The following is a 15,706-nucleotide window of genomic DNA, read 5'->3' as shown; positions in this document are numbered from 1 at the left end:
TGCAATCAGCCGGACTATTATACTGATTATTATAAACCTGTTTTTTCTTGCAAAACCTTAAGACGAATTCTAACATTTACTCTATAATTTTTCAATTGAATTGTGGATATTTTTAAAAATATTTTGTCAAATTATCTGATAAATGATAATGATTATTATATTCTTTGTTTCAATTGATAACAATTATCGATTGACAAATATAATTATTCGTTATATAATACCTTTTGCTAGGGGTGCCTTTGGCTGAGATGAAGTTAAACTTTAGACCCTTATTACTTGAACCGGATAATACCGGCGTAAGGAAGCGAACAGATACTCCTTGCGCCATCATGCTTAAGGAGGTTTTTTTATGTCTTTACTTGCTATGCCTACAGTAAATGACTGGGGCGAAAATGTATTCAAATTAACATCTATGGGTCTTGTTTCGGTTGCTGTCCTAATAGCCCTGTTTGTAATTGTTGCCATAATCTTAAGGCCTAAGAAGTCCGGCAATATTAAGGCTATGGCTACTACTCAGTTGGTATTTTCCGCTGCCGCTATGGCTCTTGCCATAGTAACTGCTGAAATCAAATTCACAAGGCTGCCGATGGGCGGCTCTATCACGCTTTTCAGTATGCTTTTCATAGTGCTTATAGGCTACTGGTACGGACTTAAAGCGGGACTTATGACAGGCTTTGCTTATGGACTTCTACAGTTCCTTATGGATCCTGTGTTCTACAGCCCTATACAGCTTCTTATCGATTATCCTCTTGCTTTTGGAGCACTCGGACTTTCAGGGCTTTTCTCCGAAAAGAAAAACGGTCTGTTGAAAGGCTATATACTTGGTGTAATAGGAAGATATATCTTTGCTTATATTTCAGGAATCGCCTTCTTTGGACATTACGCTCCCAAAGATACACCTGTCGCTTTGTACTCCCTTACCTACAACGCTACCTACATACTGCCTGAGGCTATAGCCACTATAATCATAATAAGCATACCTGCAGTAAGCAAGGCTATGAATTATGTAAGAGGAAAGGCTACTTATTCAAGCTGGAACAGCAGGCAGATGGCTACTAAATAGCTTTGACTAAAACTCAATAAACATAATTTTCATTTGGAATAGAATTTCAAGTGGATTTCTTGAAAAAGGAGCTGAGCACCAATTCTTAGTGCGACAGCCCCTTTATTTTAACCCAAATTCGGATTTAATAATAATATTTAATAACTTTAATCACAATTACTCCTCAGTACTGCCTTCGTTTTCAGCAAGCTCTTCTTCAGAAATGGTCATAATCTGGCGCTTTCTTGCCATCTCATCACTTTCAAGGTATTCATCATAAGTGCCTACCTTATCTATAAGTCCGTTTGGAGTGATTTCCATAATTCTGTTTGCTATGGTTTGGATGAACTGATGATCCTGTGAAGTAAAAAGCACTACACCCGGGAACTTGATTACCGCATTATTAAGTGATGTAATAGCCTCCATATCAAGATGGTTGGTAGGTTCATCTAAAATAAGCACATTGGTAGCCATTATCATCATTTTGGATAACAGTACCCTTACTCTCTCTCCACCGGAAAGTACCTTAACCTGCTTCACACCTGCATCACCCGGGAAGAGCATACGTCCCAGGAAGTTTCTTACATAGGTAGCATCTTTTTCAGGTGAAAAAGGAAGCAGGAACTCTGTAATATTCTCATTTCCCTTAAATAACTCTGTATTATCCTTAGGAAAATATCCCTGTGTGGTGGTAACTCCCCACTTATAATCTCCCTCATCAGGCTCCATCTCACCAGCAAGTATCTTAAACAAGGTTGATATAGCTTTTACATTAGGACCTACAAAAGCTATCTTATCCTCCCTGCCTACAACAAAGGAAATATTGTCAAGCACTTTAACCCCATCCACAGTCTTTGAAAGACCTGTAACGGTAAGCACTTCATTTCCGATTTCTCTTGCAGGACGGAAATCAATGTAAGGATATTTACGACTGGATGGTTTGATATCATCCAGTTCAATCTTCTCCAAAGCTCTCTTTCTACTTGTAGCCTGCTTTGACTTACTTGCGTTAGCCGAGAAACGCTGAATAAATTCCTGCAGTTCCTTAATTTTTTCTTCTTTCTTCTTGTTAGCTTCCTTCTGCTGGCGAATCATAAGCTGACTTGACTCATACCAGAAGTCATAGTTACCTGCATAAAGCTGAATCTTGCCATAATCGATATCAGCGGTATGAGTACATACTTTGTTAAGAAAATAACGGTCATGCGAAACCACTATTACTGTATTTTCAAAGTTAATAAGGAACTCCTCAAGCCAACCGATAGCATCCATATCCAAGTGGTTGGTAGGCTCGTCAAGAAGAAGGATATCAGGATTGCCAAACAATGCCTGAGCAAGGAGGATTTTAACCTTTTTGGAAGCTTCTATCTCACTCATCATCATATAATGATATTCTGTATCTATTCCAAGTCCGTTAAGCAGGGTAGCCGCATCAGACTCAGCCTCCCAGCCGTTCATATTGGCAAACTCACCTTCAAGCTCGCTGGCTCTTATACCGTCTTCATCAGTGAAATCTTCCTTCGCATAGATGGCTTCTTTTTCCTTCATTATGTCATAAAGACGCTTATTTCCCATAATTACCGTATCAAGCACCGGATAGGCATCATATTTAAAATGATCCTGCTGTAAGAAGGAAAGTCTCTGTCCCGGAGTTATGATAACATCTCCTGTTGTAGGCTCTAATTTTCCTGATAAAATCCTCAGAAAGGTAGACTTACCCGTACCGTTTGCTCCAATAAGTCCATAACAGTTTCCCTCGGTAAACTTAATGTTTACCTCTTCAAAAAGTGCTTTTTTACCAAGCCTAAGCGTAATATTACTTGCCTGAATCATTTCAATCGTCCTTTCCAAATTTGTTACAATAATCCTCATAAGAAAGAATCCTGCATAACAGGATTCAAATGTCTCGCTCTTATTCTACCGATATATTCAGAATTTTTCAAGTGGTTAGGTCGTTCTTCTTCGCCTTTCATTTCTTATATCGGAATAATACCTTCCTTTATCCTTATACATCCTCTTATCCGCTTCGTCCGCAAGCGAATAAAAATCAGTTTTATTATCAGTCTTAAATACATAGCCTGTTGCTACCGGAGCATTATCTTCTTTCATAAGTTCCAGTACTTTTTTTACTTTTAACTCAAATTCTTTAACTGTAAGATTAATATCGACCGCAACGAACTCATCTCCACCCATTCGGTATACATAATTATATCCAAAGATTTTCGCCAGATTTTCTGCCACCTTAATTATGAATTTATCCCCCGCTTCATGTCCCATAGTATCATTAGTCCGCTTAAGTCCGTTCAAATCGCAGGAAAGCACCCCTACAGAAGTTACATTCGGATATTCATTTTTAATAAAGGTGTCGAATTCACGCCTGTTCTTCACTCCCGTCAACTGGTCCTCATAGCTGAGTCTTCTAAGTATCCTTACATTATCTCTCTGCCTGATTATTATTGACATTATATAGCCTACCATCTCAAAGATACGCACAACATCTTCCATGTGTTTTCTTACAGGATTGTCAATACCTAAAAATCCCACACATAATTCATCTACAAATATCGGCCAGGCTATCAGTGAATGTATATCTTGCGGTTTTAAAAGTTCATACATAGAAGGGCTTACTTTTTTATATTCTTCAAGATCTTCAATAAAAACTCCCCGATGATTATAAAACTCCTTATACCATAAGTCTAACAACCCCTCATGTTCCAAGTCCTGAAGATTATCTATCTGAGGTACTGCATTTTCTGAGCACCATTCGTAAGTATTATCTGAATTACCCTTTAAATTTTTCTCAAAAATATATGTTCTGTCTGCCTCTAATTTTCTACCCATGTAGTCCAGTATATGAATTATATTTTCTTCAGGATTTCCGGCGGATGCAGAATATTTAAGCATTTGTTTTAAAAACTCTTCTCTGTTCATACTATCTACACTCACTTCTTCTTGCAGTTAATTATAATGTATGCTTTAAAATAATTATTACTATATTTGTATCTTTGATATCTTTCTATTATAACATTTTTTATATAACAATACGATAGTTTTATTAGAAATATTTATCCTAAATAATAAATAATTGGGAGTATATAATAATTATCTCATAACCATTCCTTCTTTTTAAAATATATTATACCGGTGATTGCTATTGCTATGACTATTCCGATAATCACCGGATATGCCATAGGAGATTCAAGCTCAGGCATATACTTAAAATTCATTCCGTACCAGCCTGTAATCAATGTTAAAGGCATAATTATTGTGGTAACTACCGTAAGCACTGTCATTATTCTGTTTTGCTTTACTGAAAGTTCTGACTGGTAAAGTTCCCTGACCTGTGCCGTGTATTCTCTCAAAGTAGATACTATCCCCTGAAGTCTGGCAACTCTGCCTGTAAAAAGCTCAAAGAATCTGAGATTATCGGTCATAAAAAAATCATTCTCATTCTCTGCCAATTCCTGACCGAAATCAATCAGCTGTTCATAGTGCATCTTAAGTTTCAGAAGTTCTCCTCTGATTTCATTGTTTCTTTCAAGCTCTCCCGTAAGTTTACCTTCAAGAATTCTGTCTTCTATGTTGCTTATCTCACTTTCATACTTTTCAAGGATACTCAAATCACCGTTTATTATCATTTCCAAAAAATCATAAATAAATCTTTCAAGGCTTGGTGTACGCCATTTTTTAATAGAAGCAAGTTTTTTTGTAAGCCCTAATACATAGCCGTCATGGTCTATGAAGACTATACCTTTTTCATCCAGAGCAAACGCAAAAGAATCACTTTTGTCAAATATATCTCTCCTGTCTGGAATAAAAAAACTTCCCGTAAGTGAGTCATAGTTTACCTCTGCCTTAGTCATATAGGGATTTTCGATTTCCATTTCAAGGTCTATTCCCATATTAAATTTTTCTTTATTTGCAAACCATTCAGCCGGACTAATCACTGCCACATAGCAACCTTCACCCTTAAATATATCTTCAAACTCAACTTTTTCCAAAGTATTCCTTATCTTATAATACATCCTTCTCTCCTGATATACTAAATTTCACTATCTAAACTCAATCTTCGCCTTACGGCTTGATTTGCATGGCACTGTCACATTATATCATACCTGCCTTGAAGTTGAAACCCAAAAAGTTACAAATTCTTTTATATTCTCATATTATATATACTATTATAACTGTTGTCAGGAAGCTATATTTAAAATGTATTATATCTTTACCGCTGTAAAAGGAGTTCTAAGTGAAAAATATAGTCTTAACCCGCAGGCTTGATAAGCTTGGCAGAATAACCATTCCCGCAAATCTCAGAAAAAGTTTAAATATAAATGATTCGGAAGAACTTGAAATAATAACAGGTGCCAATAACATTATTATAAGAAAGCAAATCAATCCCGATATTTTTGGCAATATAGATGATGACAATAACTATTTTGAATATTACGGAAACAGGATTTCTAAAAAATCCATAATTGAATTGTCAAAAATTGCGGGGCTTATGTAAGCCTATAAATCAATAAGTTTTTTCCTTAAAATCTTCATTCCTTCCTTAATCTTATTTTCACTTATATTACCATAGCCTATAAGTATGATAGGTGATTTCTCTCTGCCATCTACCCTGTCTATCCTGTGATTAGACAGTCCAACCATCTTAATTCCCACACTTTCTGCCTGTTCTATAAGTTCTTCTTCTGTAATTTCAAGATTAAAGCTGACCGCTAGATGCATACCCGCATTTTCAGCTATGAAACTTACCTTGTCACCAAAGCCTCTTAGTGCTATAATCAGGGAATCATGCCTCGTTTTGTATATTTTCCTGGTTTTATTTATATGTCTCTCATAGTGCCCGCCCGTGATAAATTCTGTAAGCACAGCCTGTTCTATCCTTGGCACGGGACAGGCTAAAAAGGAAAGTTTTTTCCTATATACCTCAAGCAAGGCATCGGGCAGTACCATGAAACCAATCCTTATCGCCGGAGCTATAGTTCTTGAAAATGTCCCCAGATATATAACTTTATCCTGTGTATCTATCGCCTTCATAGGAGGTATCGGAAGTCCTTTATACCTGAATTCACTGTCATGGTCATCTTCAATTAGGTATCTGTCTTTCTCCTTCGAAGCCCAACCAAGCAATTCTTTACGTCTTGCTATGGGCATTACCACACCTGTGGGAAACTGATGTGCAGGTGTAAGATATACTACCTTAGCCTCTGTATTATAAAGCTCATTTACCTTAAGTCCGCTCTCATCCAGATTTATAGGTTCTATCTTTCTGTTTAACGAAGAAAATATTTTATAAGCCTGCATATAGGTCGGATTTTCCATAGCAAAACAGCATTTTTCATCAAGGAGATGCTCTAATATCTGTAACAGATAGCCGGTACCGGCTCCGATTATCATATTTTCAGGTTTTATCACCAAACCTCTGTAGCCAAACAGATATCTGGCTATTGATTGTCTTAACTTCAGGTCGCCCTGACGCTCTCCAAGGTTAAAAAGCTCTTCTCCGCCGTCTCTTAGGCACTGTCTGTATAATCTGTCCCACATCTTATATGGAAAGCTCTCCTTACAAAGTGAAAACGGAGAAAAATCATACTCATACTCTTTATTTAAGCTTGATTCCTCATTTTTGATATCGGAAAAATTAAGACTTCCCTCATTATTTACCCTGTCTATCTTATTCACATAGTAACCGCTCTGAGGACGCGCATCCACATATCCTTCCGCATAAAGCTGTTCATAGGCAAGAGTTACCGTATTTCTGCTTATCTGAAGATTTGAGGCCAGCCCCCTCTCAGAGGGCAGTCTCTGTCCGTCTGCCAGTTCCCCTTCTGAAATCAGAGAGCGTATTTTACGATAAAGCTGTTCGTACAAGGGTATTTTACTTTTATGGTCAAGTTCTACTGTAAGCATATTTTCTCCTCTAATCATAAGCTTGTAAAATCTTAATATTGTCTGTTTAATTCTAAATTTTCTTTTCTACATAAATTTCATCCGGATGTTCACCCTTTTAATTGTATCTTAAGATAATATCCTCGCATAATCAAGCCCTTTATTCAAAGAAAACCACTCACTTGCACTTATATGCCATTCTGTAGTAGAATATAAACTTAGGTATTTTTGTAAATACAAATTGATTTTAACATTATCCCATATTAGGAGGAAATAATGGTATTATCCTGCAATAATATTTCAAAAGAATTTGTAACCGGACCTGTGCTTAAAGAGGTCAGTTTTCATATAAATGAACGTGAAAAAGCTGCAATTGTCGGTATAAACGGAGCAGGCAAATCAACTCTGTTAAAGATAATCATGAATGAAATGTCTGCCGACAGCGGAGAGGTTTTCCTTGCAAAAGGAGCTACCATCGGCTATCTTGCCCAACACCAAAACATAGATACTGAGCTTACCATCTTCGATGTAATGCTGGAAGTAAAAAAAGATATCCTTGAACTTTCGGATAAGATGCGAAGCCTTGAAGCAAAAATGAAGCAGGCGGAAGGTGCTGCTCTTGATGCTATCTACGAGGATTATTCAAGGGTTACACATGAATTTGAACTTAAAAACGGCTATGCCTACAAAAGTGAAATCACAGGAATATTAAAAGGACTGGGCTTTGATGAAGAGGATTTTAACCGCAAGGTAAACACTCTTTCGGGAGGTCAGAAAACCAGAGCCTATCTTGCAAGGCTTCTGCTTTCAAAGCCTGATATCATCCTGCTTGACGAGCCTACCAACCACCTCGATATGAAGGCTATAGGCTGGCTTGAAACCTATCTTAAGAATTTTAACGGAGCTGTACTTATAGTTGCCCACGACAGATATTTTCTTGATGGAGTCGCAGAGAAAATAATTGAACTTAATAACTGCAAAGCGACTACCTTTATGGGAAATTATACCGACTACGCCAATAAGAAAAAAGCTTTAAGAGAGGCTGAACTTAAAGCCTACCTTAACCAGCAGAAAGAAATAGCTCATCAGGAGGCGGTAATAGACAAACTCCGTTCTTTTAATCGTGAAAAGTCAATTAAAAGGGCTGAAAGCCGTGAAAAAATGCTGGATAAGATAGAAAAAGTGGAGAAACCGACTGAAATTGATGCTTCTATGAAAATATCCCTCAAGCCTCATAAGGAAAGCGGTAAGGACGTATTAAATGTGGAAAATTTAACAAAGTCCTTTGATGAAGTTTTATTTGAAAATATAAATTTTGAAATAAAAAGAGGGGAAAGAGTTGCCATCATAGGCGGAAACGGAACCGGTAAGACCACCCTGCTTAAAATAATAAACGGAATTCTGCCTGCCGACTCGGGCAATGTAAAACTTGGTACAAATGTTGAAATAGGCTACTACGATCAGGAGCATCAGGTGCTTGACTTAAGTAAAACCCTTTTTGATGAAATATCTGATGCTTATCCATATTTAAATAATACAGAAATAAGAAATGTACTTGCAAGCTTTCTGTTTAACAAAGATGATGTATTTAAGCTGATTGGCTCACTTTCAGGCGGTGAAAAAGGACGTGTGTCCCTTGCAAAACTTATGCTCTCAGAAGCAAATTTCCTTCTGCTTGACGAGCCTACCAACCACCTTGACATTACATCCAAGGAAATCCTTGAAGATGCCCTGAATAATTACGAAGGCACAGTGCTTTATGTAAGCCACGACAGGTATTTTATAAATAAAACCGCTACCAGAATCCTTGACTTAACAAATAAACAGCTTCTTAACTATATAGGAAACTATGATTATTATTTAGAAAAGAAGGAAACTATTGAAGCTGCCCTATTAAATACCGCTTACGAGGAAAAAGAACAGGCTGAAAACTCTGCAAACAGGCAGAACTGGAAGATGCAGAAAGAAGAACAAAAGGAACTTCGCAAAATCGGGAATGAATTGAAAAAAATAGAGGATGAGGTTGCAAAACTTGAAAGTGAAAATACCGAACTTGAAGAAAAACTTGCAGAGCCGTCTATTGCTTCCGATGTAGGCAAGCTTATGGAGCTTCACAAGCAAAAAACCGCCAATGATGAGCGAATTGAAAGCCTTTTGGAACGTTGGGAGGAGTTATCCTTAAATGTCTGATATAAAAATATTTAATATAAGCGGAGGGGCTGTCATTATGATAAACCCTCCGATTGATTATGAAGAAATTACCGATGTAAGGCTGATAAATAAAATATCGCGAAAGGATAAAAGCTCTTTTCTCTTTCCTGCTTTATACGGAAATTTTCACTGTGCGGAAGGTGAATATATCTCTGATGAAGTCTATGAATCCTATGAAAAAATAAAAAAGAGTTTTGCCTATGAAAATATTTTTGTATTTGAAGCCTTAGAAAAATCTCCTGATATCGGCGAAAATTACCTCGGCTACAGCATTAATTCACTTATAAACTGTGCAGAGAATATAGTTTCAGCCCAAAACGTAATTAAGACCACAGAAACTTCCTCTGCCTTTGAAGCCTTCCTTAAAACTTCATTTTATCTTGATTTTATCGCAGAATACAGCTTTACAGTTTCAGAAATTGTTATATTGAACGGCTTGTTAAAATATGCATTTCTCTCGAATGTAGTTTTAGAAACTCTTATAAATGAAATTGAGGCAGATATAGAAAATAAGCCAAACAAAAAACTGCTTAGAAAGGAGATATTAAATGCCCTCAGACAAAGACTGTCTTAACAAGCCTTTTTCGCATATTTACATAGAAGAAAAAGTTAAAAACAATCCCAAGGTACAGGAAATCCTTGCTAATTTTAAAAGCAGTCAGCTTATTGATATTATCCATTATAAAGATGTATTCACACCGTCAGGGCAAAATCTCCTGCTTGCCAAACATTCTCCTTCACTAATCCTAGCCAAAAAGGAAGGCAGACTTATATATGAAGGTGCACCTGTTTGTGAAAATTTTGGCAATAAGCATTTTTACTATACTTCACTTATAATGAACTGTTACTATGATTGTGAATACTGTTATCTATCCGGAATGTATCCTTCTGCAAATATAGTAATCTTTGTAAATATAGAGGATATCTTTGAGGAGCTGGACGAATTATTGCAGAGACATCCTGTATACATCTGTATTTCCTACGATACGGATTTGCTTGCTTTAGAAGGATTTACAGGCTTTGTGAAGGAATTCATAGAGTATACCGCAAAGCATGAAGCTCTGACAGTGGAATGCCGTACCAAGAGTGCCAATATAGGTATTATAAAAAAATATATTGATGAAGGACTTATTATTCCTGAAAACTTTATCTTTGCCTGGACACTTTCCCCTTCTGAGATTACAGATAAATATGAGCATAAGACTCCAAGTTTTGAGAGCAGGCTTAAAGCTGTAAAATCAACCTCAGAACTTAATTTAAGTCTGAGACTGTGTTTTGATCCTATACTAAAAGTTCCGAATTTGGAAATTCTATACAGCGATATGCTTGATAAGGTTTTTAACGAAATTCCTGCTTCATCTCTCCGGGATATAAGTATAGGCAGTTTCAGGACTTCCAAAGATTTCCTGTCTAAAATGCGGAAAAAACGTGAAAACTCCGTAATCTTAAACTATCCTTACATCTTAGAAAACGGAGTTTATTCTTATGGTTCTGATGAAAATAAAAAACTGACTGAATTTCTTATAACTCAGTCAGTGAAATATATAGATAAGTCAAAAATATTTACCTGGGAATAGCTATTCTATAGATACTACACGAATAGTTTTATTCCCCTTTTTGTCAACTGCATAAAATGTATAAATTCCTTTTTTCAGCTTAAGAATTTTCTCATTCTTTGTGTTCAGAGCCAGCTTAATTCCTTTTTTACCTTTATTAAAATAGGAAAAGCTCTTATGCCCTGCTGTATATCTTACCAATAAGATATCCTTGTCTTTATCACTTACCTTGAGTCGGATTTTCCCGGCTTTGGTAAGTGATAATTTAATTGAAGGTGCTTTGCCTTTAGAGGTCTTTTTAGAATCTTTTTTTGTTTTCCCCAAAGCTGCCTTAGACTTCTTTCGCTCGTTAGCCTTCTTGGCTTCTTCTGCCCTCTTAGCCTCTACTGCCCTCTTAGCTTCTTCCCTTTTTCTGATTTCCTCTGCCTTCTTAGCTTCCTCAACTTTTTTGTTGGCAGCCAAAAAATTCTGATAATTATTGTAAGCATAGGTATATGCTCTGTCAGCACTGAGCATTCCTCCCGTAACCACCTTACCGGCAAGTAACGGAAGACTCTTTACTCCGCTCAGAATCGACTCTTTCACCTGAGAAAGTGTAATCCCCGGAAACTCTGAGTATAATAGGGCCGCTGTTCCCGCTACAAAGGGTGCTGCCATAGAAGTGCCTGTCATATAGGCATAGGGAGTAGGCAGCTTACCTGAAGCATAACCGCTGCTAAAAGTCTCTGAATCAATCGTACTTAATATTCTCGAGCCCGGTGCCGCAATATCCACCGCATTATAACTATAATTAGAGCTTATATGCAGCCTTCCGTCTGCCTGTAGATTTGCAACAGAAATAATATTATCGTAGCCATAAGATGCGGGATACATAGGTTTTGTGTCAATATTGTACCCTTCACCCGTATCTGCATCTCCGTTACCTGAGGCAACTACAAAAAGCATTTTTGAGTCTCTGATAGCTTCTTCCATGTATTTATCCGTATTCTCAGTACCAAAACTAAAATTACAAATTGTGGCACCCATATTTTCAGCATAATGTATTGCATCTACTATTCCTGAGGTAAATCCTGACTCATCATCACCTCCGAGTGCCTTAATAACCATTATCTTTACTCTGCTGTTTCCTGCTACTCCGGCTATACCTGTCGAATTAATATTAGCTATTATTGTACCTGCAATATGAGTTCCATGCGTGTCTGTTTTACCGTTATACAGTATATTGTTCTCATCATAAAAGTTCCAGCCGTTTACATCATCTATGTAACCGTTCCCGTCATCATCAATGCCGTTTCCGGGAATTTCTCCCTTGTTTACCCAGAGTACATCTTTTAAGTCTTCATGATTATAGTCTACACCGGTATCTATGATGGCAACTATAACCTCCTTACTTCCGCCGCTATATTTTGCCCTCACCTCAGGAAGGTCTATATCCACATCTTTTTCAGCCTCTACATTTGTTACAGGCTGTTTTATCAGTTTCCCTCCCACCTGCTCACTGTATTTAAGACTTCCGTCATTATCCATTCCCCATTGATAATTAAAGTACTTATCACTGAAAGTCAGTTTTTCAGCAAATGCCTTATACACCACTTCCTTTTGCTGTGCATAAATCATATTTTTCTCCGTACCTGCAACAGCCACGATGGAAAGACTGAATCCCAGTATTCCGGCAAATAATATTTTATTTATTTTCATCCATTCCTCCTTAAGATTTCCCAACCATCGTTTTTTACCCCTAGCTTACATCTTAACTTATATTTAAGTCATATTTTTGTCTATTTTCTAACTTTTAAGTGATATAAAAGTCATAATTAAAAAAAGTTGATATCCTTCACAAAAAAAGGTAGAATAGACTATGTATAAACTTAGAATTAAGAAATGAGATAGATAATGAGTTCACAGAAAAAAAGACAGACTGATAATTTCCTGATTCAAGGAAGTATACTTGCTGTTACTTCCATACTTGTCCGTATTATAGGGCTTGTATACAGAGTTCCTATGGCCAGAATACTTGGCAATGAGGGGATAGGCTATTATGGCTATGCTTTTGAAATATATAATTTTTGTTTTATTATTTCTTCTTACGGTATGCCTATGGCTGTATCAAAACTTGTATCGGAAAGAACCGCAAAGAAGGAATACACCAATTCCCTTAAATTACTTTTCGGTGCTCTGACAGTTGCAATAGTCTCAGGCGGACTTTTATCTGCAGGAGTTTACTTCGGAGCGGGATATATATCCACTCATCTGTTTGCAAATCCTGCCATTCAGATACCTTTAAGAGCACTTGCCCCAACAGTGATTGTAAGTGCTGTTCTCGGTGTGGTAAGAGGATTTTTCCAGGGAAAGGGAACTATGGTTCCAACCGCCCTTTCACAGTTCTTTGAACAGATAGTAAACGGTATCGTAAGTGTCTGGGCAGCCTTTGAATTTGCGAAGGCTCACAGTGCCTCTGTAAATATAGCCGCATACGGAGCAGCCGGCGGTGTTACCGGTACCTTTATCGGAGCACTTTTTGGGCTCCTTTTTATCAGTTTCCTGCTGTTTGTCAATATCCCTGTCCTTAAAAGACAGAGACGCAAAGACAGAGGAGATCCGGAAGCTATGCCAAAGCTCATAAAGATTATACTGGCTACCTCCGTACCTGTAATGCTTAGCCAGATTCTGGTGCGCAGCAACGGAATAATCTCTATGACCTTGTTTAATAATATCCTTAATCTCAAGGGAGTTGCAAAGGAAACTTATACCTCACTTTATGGTATATATGAAGGCAAATTTCTCCTGCTTTGCAATATTGTAATGGGTATTACAAGCGCAATTACCACTGCCTCCATACCTTCACTTGTACGCGGCAATGTCCTAAGCACCAGAAAGGAAGTCGGAAAGAAGGTCAGGATGGCATTGAAGTTCAATCTTATAATTGCCATTCCTTCAACTGTAGGCTTAGGTCTGCTTGGCGGTCCTATTATAAGGCTGCTTTTCGGGGATACCGATCCGATTATCGGACAAATAATGCTGGTGGGTTCTTTTACAATCACCCTTTACACTGTTTCCATCTTATTCTGTACCATAATACAGAGTATTTACAGTATGATGATACCTGTAATATTAAATTTAATTGCCATGCTTATAGATATCATATTTACCTATCTGTTGCTTATGTACACCGACCTCTCTGTATTTGCCCTTATACTCGGAGGTATGCTGATGCCGGTCATAGTCATAGCATTGAGCTGGCTTATAATAAGAATCCAACTGCGAATCAGGATTGAAATTTTCAAAACCTTTATTGTACCAACGATAGCCTCCCTTATTATGGGAGTCGCAGTATATTTTTCCTATAATCTGGTGCTTAACCTTACCAAGAGATATTATTTAGGACTTGCTGTAGCCCTGCCTATCGGAGTATTTGTTTTCTTTGTATTTGAATTGCTGTTAAAAGGGGTGAACAAGAGAGAACTTAGGAATTTCCCAAAAGGGCATTCTCTTATAAGGCTTGCCAGAAAAATGCGCTTAATGAGGTAATTCTTGCAGGAAGCTTATTACATCTTTTAGGCTTCCTGCTCTTTTTAATATTATTTTAGACAACTCTTCATCAGGTTCCGAAAGATCCGGAACCATAATCACATCAACTCCGGCACTATGGGCAGAATGTACACCGTTTGGAGAATCTTCGAGAGCAAGACAGTCAGAAGGCTTATAATTTAACTGTTTACAGGCAAATAGATACACATCCGGGTCAGGCTTACTGTTTTCAACCATATCCGCACATATTATCCGGTCAAATTTATTCTCAAGTTTTGTTTCTTTTAGATATTCCCTGGCTCTGTTTTCAGGCGTCGCAGTAACTAAGGCCCTCTTTATCCCGTTTTCTTTCAGAAAATCCAGGATTTCATCCACGTAAGGCTTTTTCTCTATACCAAACTTTTTTAGGTCCTCATCCATAATTTCTTTTCGTCTGTCTCTTACCTTATCATAATCAAAATCCGGTCCGAAAAACTTCTGCATAATCGGTTCTGCATATTTTTTTGTACAGCTCCTTAAATATAGCTGCTCCTTAACCGTCATATTGAAGCCCAGCTCTTTTGCCGCCTGTATCCAGGCTTTCTGATAATGCTTCTCCGTATCTATAACCAACCCATCCATATCAAATAAAACTGCTTTATACATGATTTCTCCTTTCAAGACAAAATTCTCTGCCACAGCTACATATAGCATAAAAGTACCTACTTTCACATTTTGTAAGTAAACAGTGTCATAAGGTAAACTTCCCTACCGAAAACTTAATGCCCTCAGAAAGTTCTTTGAATAGAAAATTTTGTAAAAATTTCCTATCAAAAAAGCTGCCACAAATCTGTGACAGCTCTATAAATTTTATTATACTCTCTTTAAGTACTCACCTGTTCTTGTATCAATCTGGATCTTGTCACCCTGATTTACAAAAAGAGGTACATATACTGTAGCTCCTGTCTCAACAACAGCAGGCTTTGTTGCTCCTGTAGCCGTATCACCCTTGAAGCCCGGCTCAGTGTCGGTAATATCAAGCTCTACAAACATAGGAGGCTCTATTGAGAATACCACACCGTTGTGAGAAAGCATGGATACTGTTTCATTTTCCTTAACAAACTTAAGTGCATCTCCAACCTGCTCAGAGGTAAGAGCAAACTGCTCATAAGTTTCATTGTCCATGAAGTTAAACATATCTCCGTCAGCATACATATACTGCATGTTCTTTCTGTCTATTCTGGCCTGAGGGAATTTCTCAGTAGGACGGAATGTAGTCTCTTTAACACCACCGTTCTTTATATCTCTAAGCTTGGTACGAACAAAAGCCGCACCTTTTCCCGGCTTAACATGCTGAAACTCAATTATCTGGAAAACACTGTTGTCAATCTCGACTGTAAGGCCATTCCTAAAATCGCCTGCTGAAATCATTAAAAATTCCTCCTTAAAGCTTATCATAAAATTAAAGTTCCTATTATCGTAGGACACCGTTCTT

At 37.4% G+C, this 15,706-nt stretch carries 13 protein-coding genes and 1 riboswitch; of the genes, 6 read left to right on the top strand and 7 right to left on the bottom strand.

Annotation, left to right across the window (positions count from 1 at the left end; genetic code table 11):
• Positions 1-219: 219 nt before the first annotated feature.
• A riboswitch (TPP riboswitch) is annotated at positions 220-320 on the top strand.
• A 29-nt stretch (positions 321-349) separates the two neighbouring features.
• Positions 350-1,063, top strand: coding sequence for an energy-coupled thiamine transporter ThiT (gene thiT, locus GCWU000282_RS04115; protein ID WP_023353751.1), 714 nt, complete (start codon positions 350-352; stop codon positions 1,061-1,063).
• Between the two features lie 156 nt (positions 1,064-1,219).
• On the opposite strand, the gene GCWU000282_RS04110 is transcribed toward thiT, so the two are convergent.
• The 3 genes from GCWU000282_RS04110 to GCWU000282_RS04100 form a co-directional block, all read right to left on the bottom strand.
• Positions 1,220-2,875: an ABC-F family ATP-binding cassette domain-containing protein gene (locus GCWU000282_RS04110; RefSeq protein ID WP_035039736.1), complete on the bottom strand. Its 1,656-nt coding sequence runs from the start codon at positions 2,873-2,875 to the stop codon at positions 1,220-1,222.
• 114 nt (positions 2,876-2,989) lie between these two features.
• Positions 2,990-3,973 (bottom strand): sensor domain-containing diguanylate cyclase, encoded by a 984-nt coding sequence (locus tag GCWU000282_RS04105; RefSeq protein ID WP_023353749.1) that lies wholly within the window; start codon positions 3,971-3,973, stop codon positions 2,990-2,992.
• Between the two features lie 176 nt (positions 3,974-4,149).
• Positions 4,150-5,067 (bottom strand): magnesium transporter CorA family protein, encoded by a 918-nt coding sequence (locus GCWU000282_RS04100; protein WP_023353748.1) that lies wholly within the window; start codon positions 5,065-5,067, stop codon positions 4,150-4,152.
• Positions 5,068-5,288: 221 nt separating this feature from the next.
• On the opposite strand from GCWU000282_RS04100, the gene GCWU000282_RS04095 reads away from it, so the two are divergent.
• On the top strand, positions 5,289-5,549 hold the full coding sequence (locus GCWU000282_RS04095) for an AbrB/MazE/SpoVT family DNA-binding domain-containing protein (protein ID WP_023353747.1): 261 nt from the start codon (positions 5,289-5,291) through the stop codon (positions 5,547-5,549).
• Between the two features lie 2 nt (positions 5,550-5,551).
• On the opposite strand, the gene pdxR is transcribed toward GCWU000282_RS04095, so the two are convergent.
• A complete protein-coding gene (gene pdxR / locus GCWU000282_RS04090) occupies positions 5,552-6,958 on the bottom strand; it encodes a MocR-like pyridoxine biosynthesis transcription factor PdxR (protein WP_051384128.1) in 1,407 nt (468 codons plus the stop codon).
• Positions 6,959-7,213: 255 nt separating this feature from the next.
• On the opposite strand from pdxR, the gene GCWU000282_RS04085 reads away from it, so the two are divergent.
• Genes GCWU000282_RS04085 through GCWU000282_RS04075 form a run of 3 tightly spaced genes read left to right on the top strand, consistent with a single transcriptional unit; the run spans position 7,214 to position 10,725 of the window.
• Positions 7,214-9,127: an ABC-F family ATP-binding cassette domain-containing protein gene (locus GCWU000282_RS04085; RefSeq protein WP_023353745.1), complete on the top strand. Its 1,914-nt coding sequence runs from the start codon at positions 7,214-7,216 to the stop codon at positions 9,125-9,127.
• A complete protein-coding gene (locus GCWU000282_RS04080; RefSeq protein WP_023353744.1) occupies positions 9,120-9,722 on the top strand; it encodes a hypothetical protein in 603 nt (200 codons plus the stop codon). The genes GCWU000282_RS04085 and GCWU000282_RS04080 overlap by 8 nt, the downstream gene beginning before the upstream one ends.
• Positions 9,697-10,725, top strand: a complete 1,029-nt coding sequence (locus GCWU000282_RS04075; RefSeq protein WP_023353743.1) for an SPL family radical SAM protein — start codon at positions 9,697-9,699, stop codon at positions 10,723-10,725. Before GCWU000282_RS04080 ends, GCWU000282_RS04075 begins: the two co-directional genes overlap by 26 nt.
• On the opposite strand, the gene GCWU000282_RS04070 is transcribed toward GCWU000282_RS04075, so the two are convergent.
• Positions 10,726-12,402: a S8 family peptidase gene (locus GCWU000282_RS04070; protein ID WP_051384127.1), complete on the bottom strand. Its 1,677-nt coding sequence runs from the start codon at positions 12,400-12,402 to the stop codon at positions 10,726-10,728.
• A gap of 195 nt (positions 12,403-12,597) precedes the next feature.
• Here GCWU000282_RS04070 and GCWU000282_RS04065 point away from each other — a divergent pair, with 195 nt between their 5' ends.
• Complete coding sequence (locus GCWU000282_RS04065; protein WP_023353741.1) at positions 12,598-14,232, top strand: putative polysaccharide biosynthesis protein; 1,635 nt, start codon at positions 12,598-12,600, stop codon at positions 14,230-14,232.
• On the opposite strand, the gene GCWU000282_RS04060 is transcribed toward GCWU000282_RS04065, so the two are convergent.
• Positions 14,221-14,877, bottom strand: a complete 657-nt coding sequence (locus GCWU000282_RS04060; RefSeq protein ID WP_035039511.1) for an HAD family hydrolase — start codon at positions 14,875-14,877, stop codon at positions 14,221-14,223. The two genes, GCWU000282_RS04065 and GCWU000282_RS04060, sit on opposite strands and share 12 nt — an antisense overlap.
• Positions 14,878-15,084: 207 nt before the next feature.
• Positions 15,085-15,642, bottom strand: coding sequence for an elongation factor P (gene efp, locus GCWU000282_RS04055; protein ID WP_035039509.1), 558 nt, complete (start codon positions 15,640-15,642; stop codon positions 15,085-15,087).
• Positions 15,643-15,706 lie beyond the last annotated feature (64 nt).

This window comes from Catonella morbi ATCC 51271, assembly GCF_000160035.2.
Taxonomy (GTDB): domain Bacteria; phylum Bacillota; class Clostridia; order Lachnospirales; family Lachnospiraceae; genus Catonella; species Catonella morbi.
This window is presented reverse-complemented; position numbering and strand designations above follow the sequence as displayed.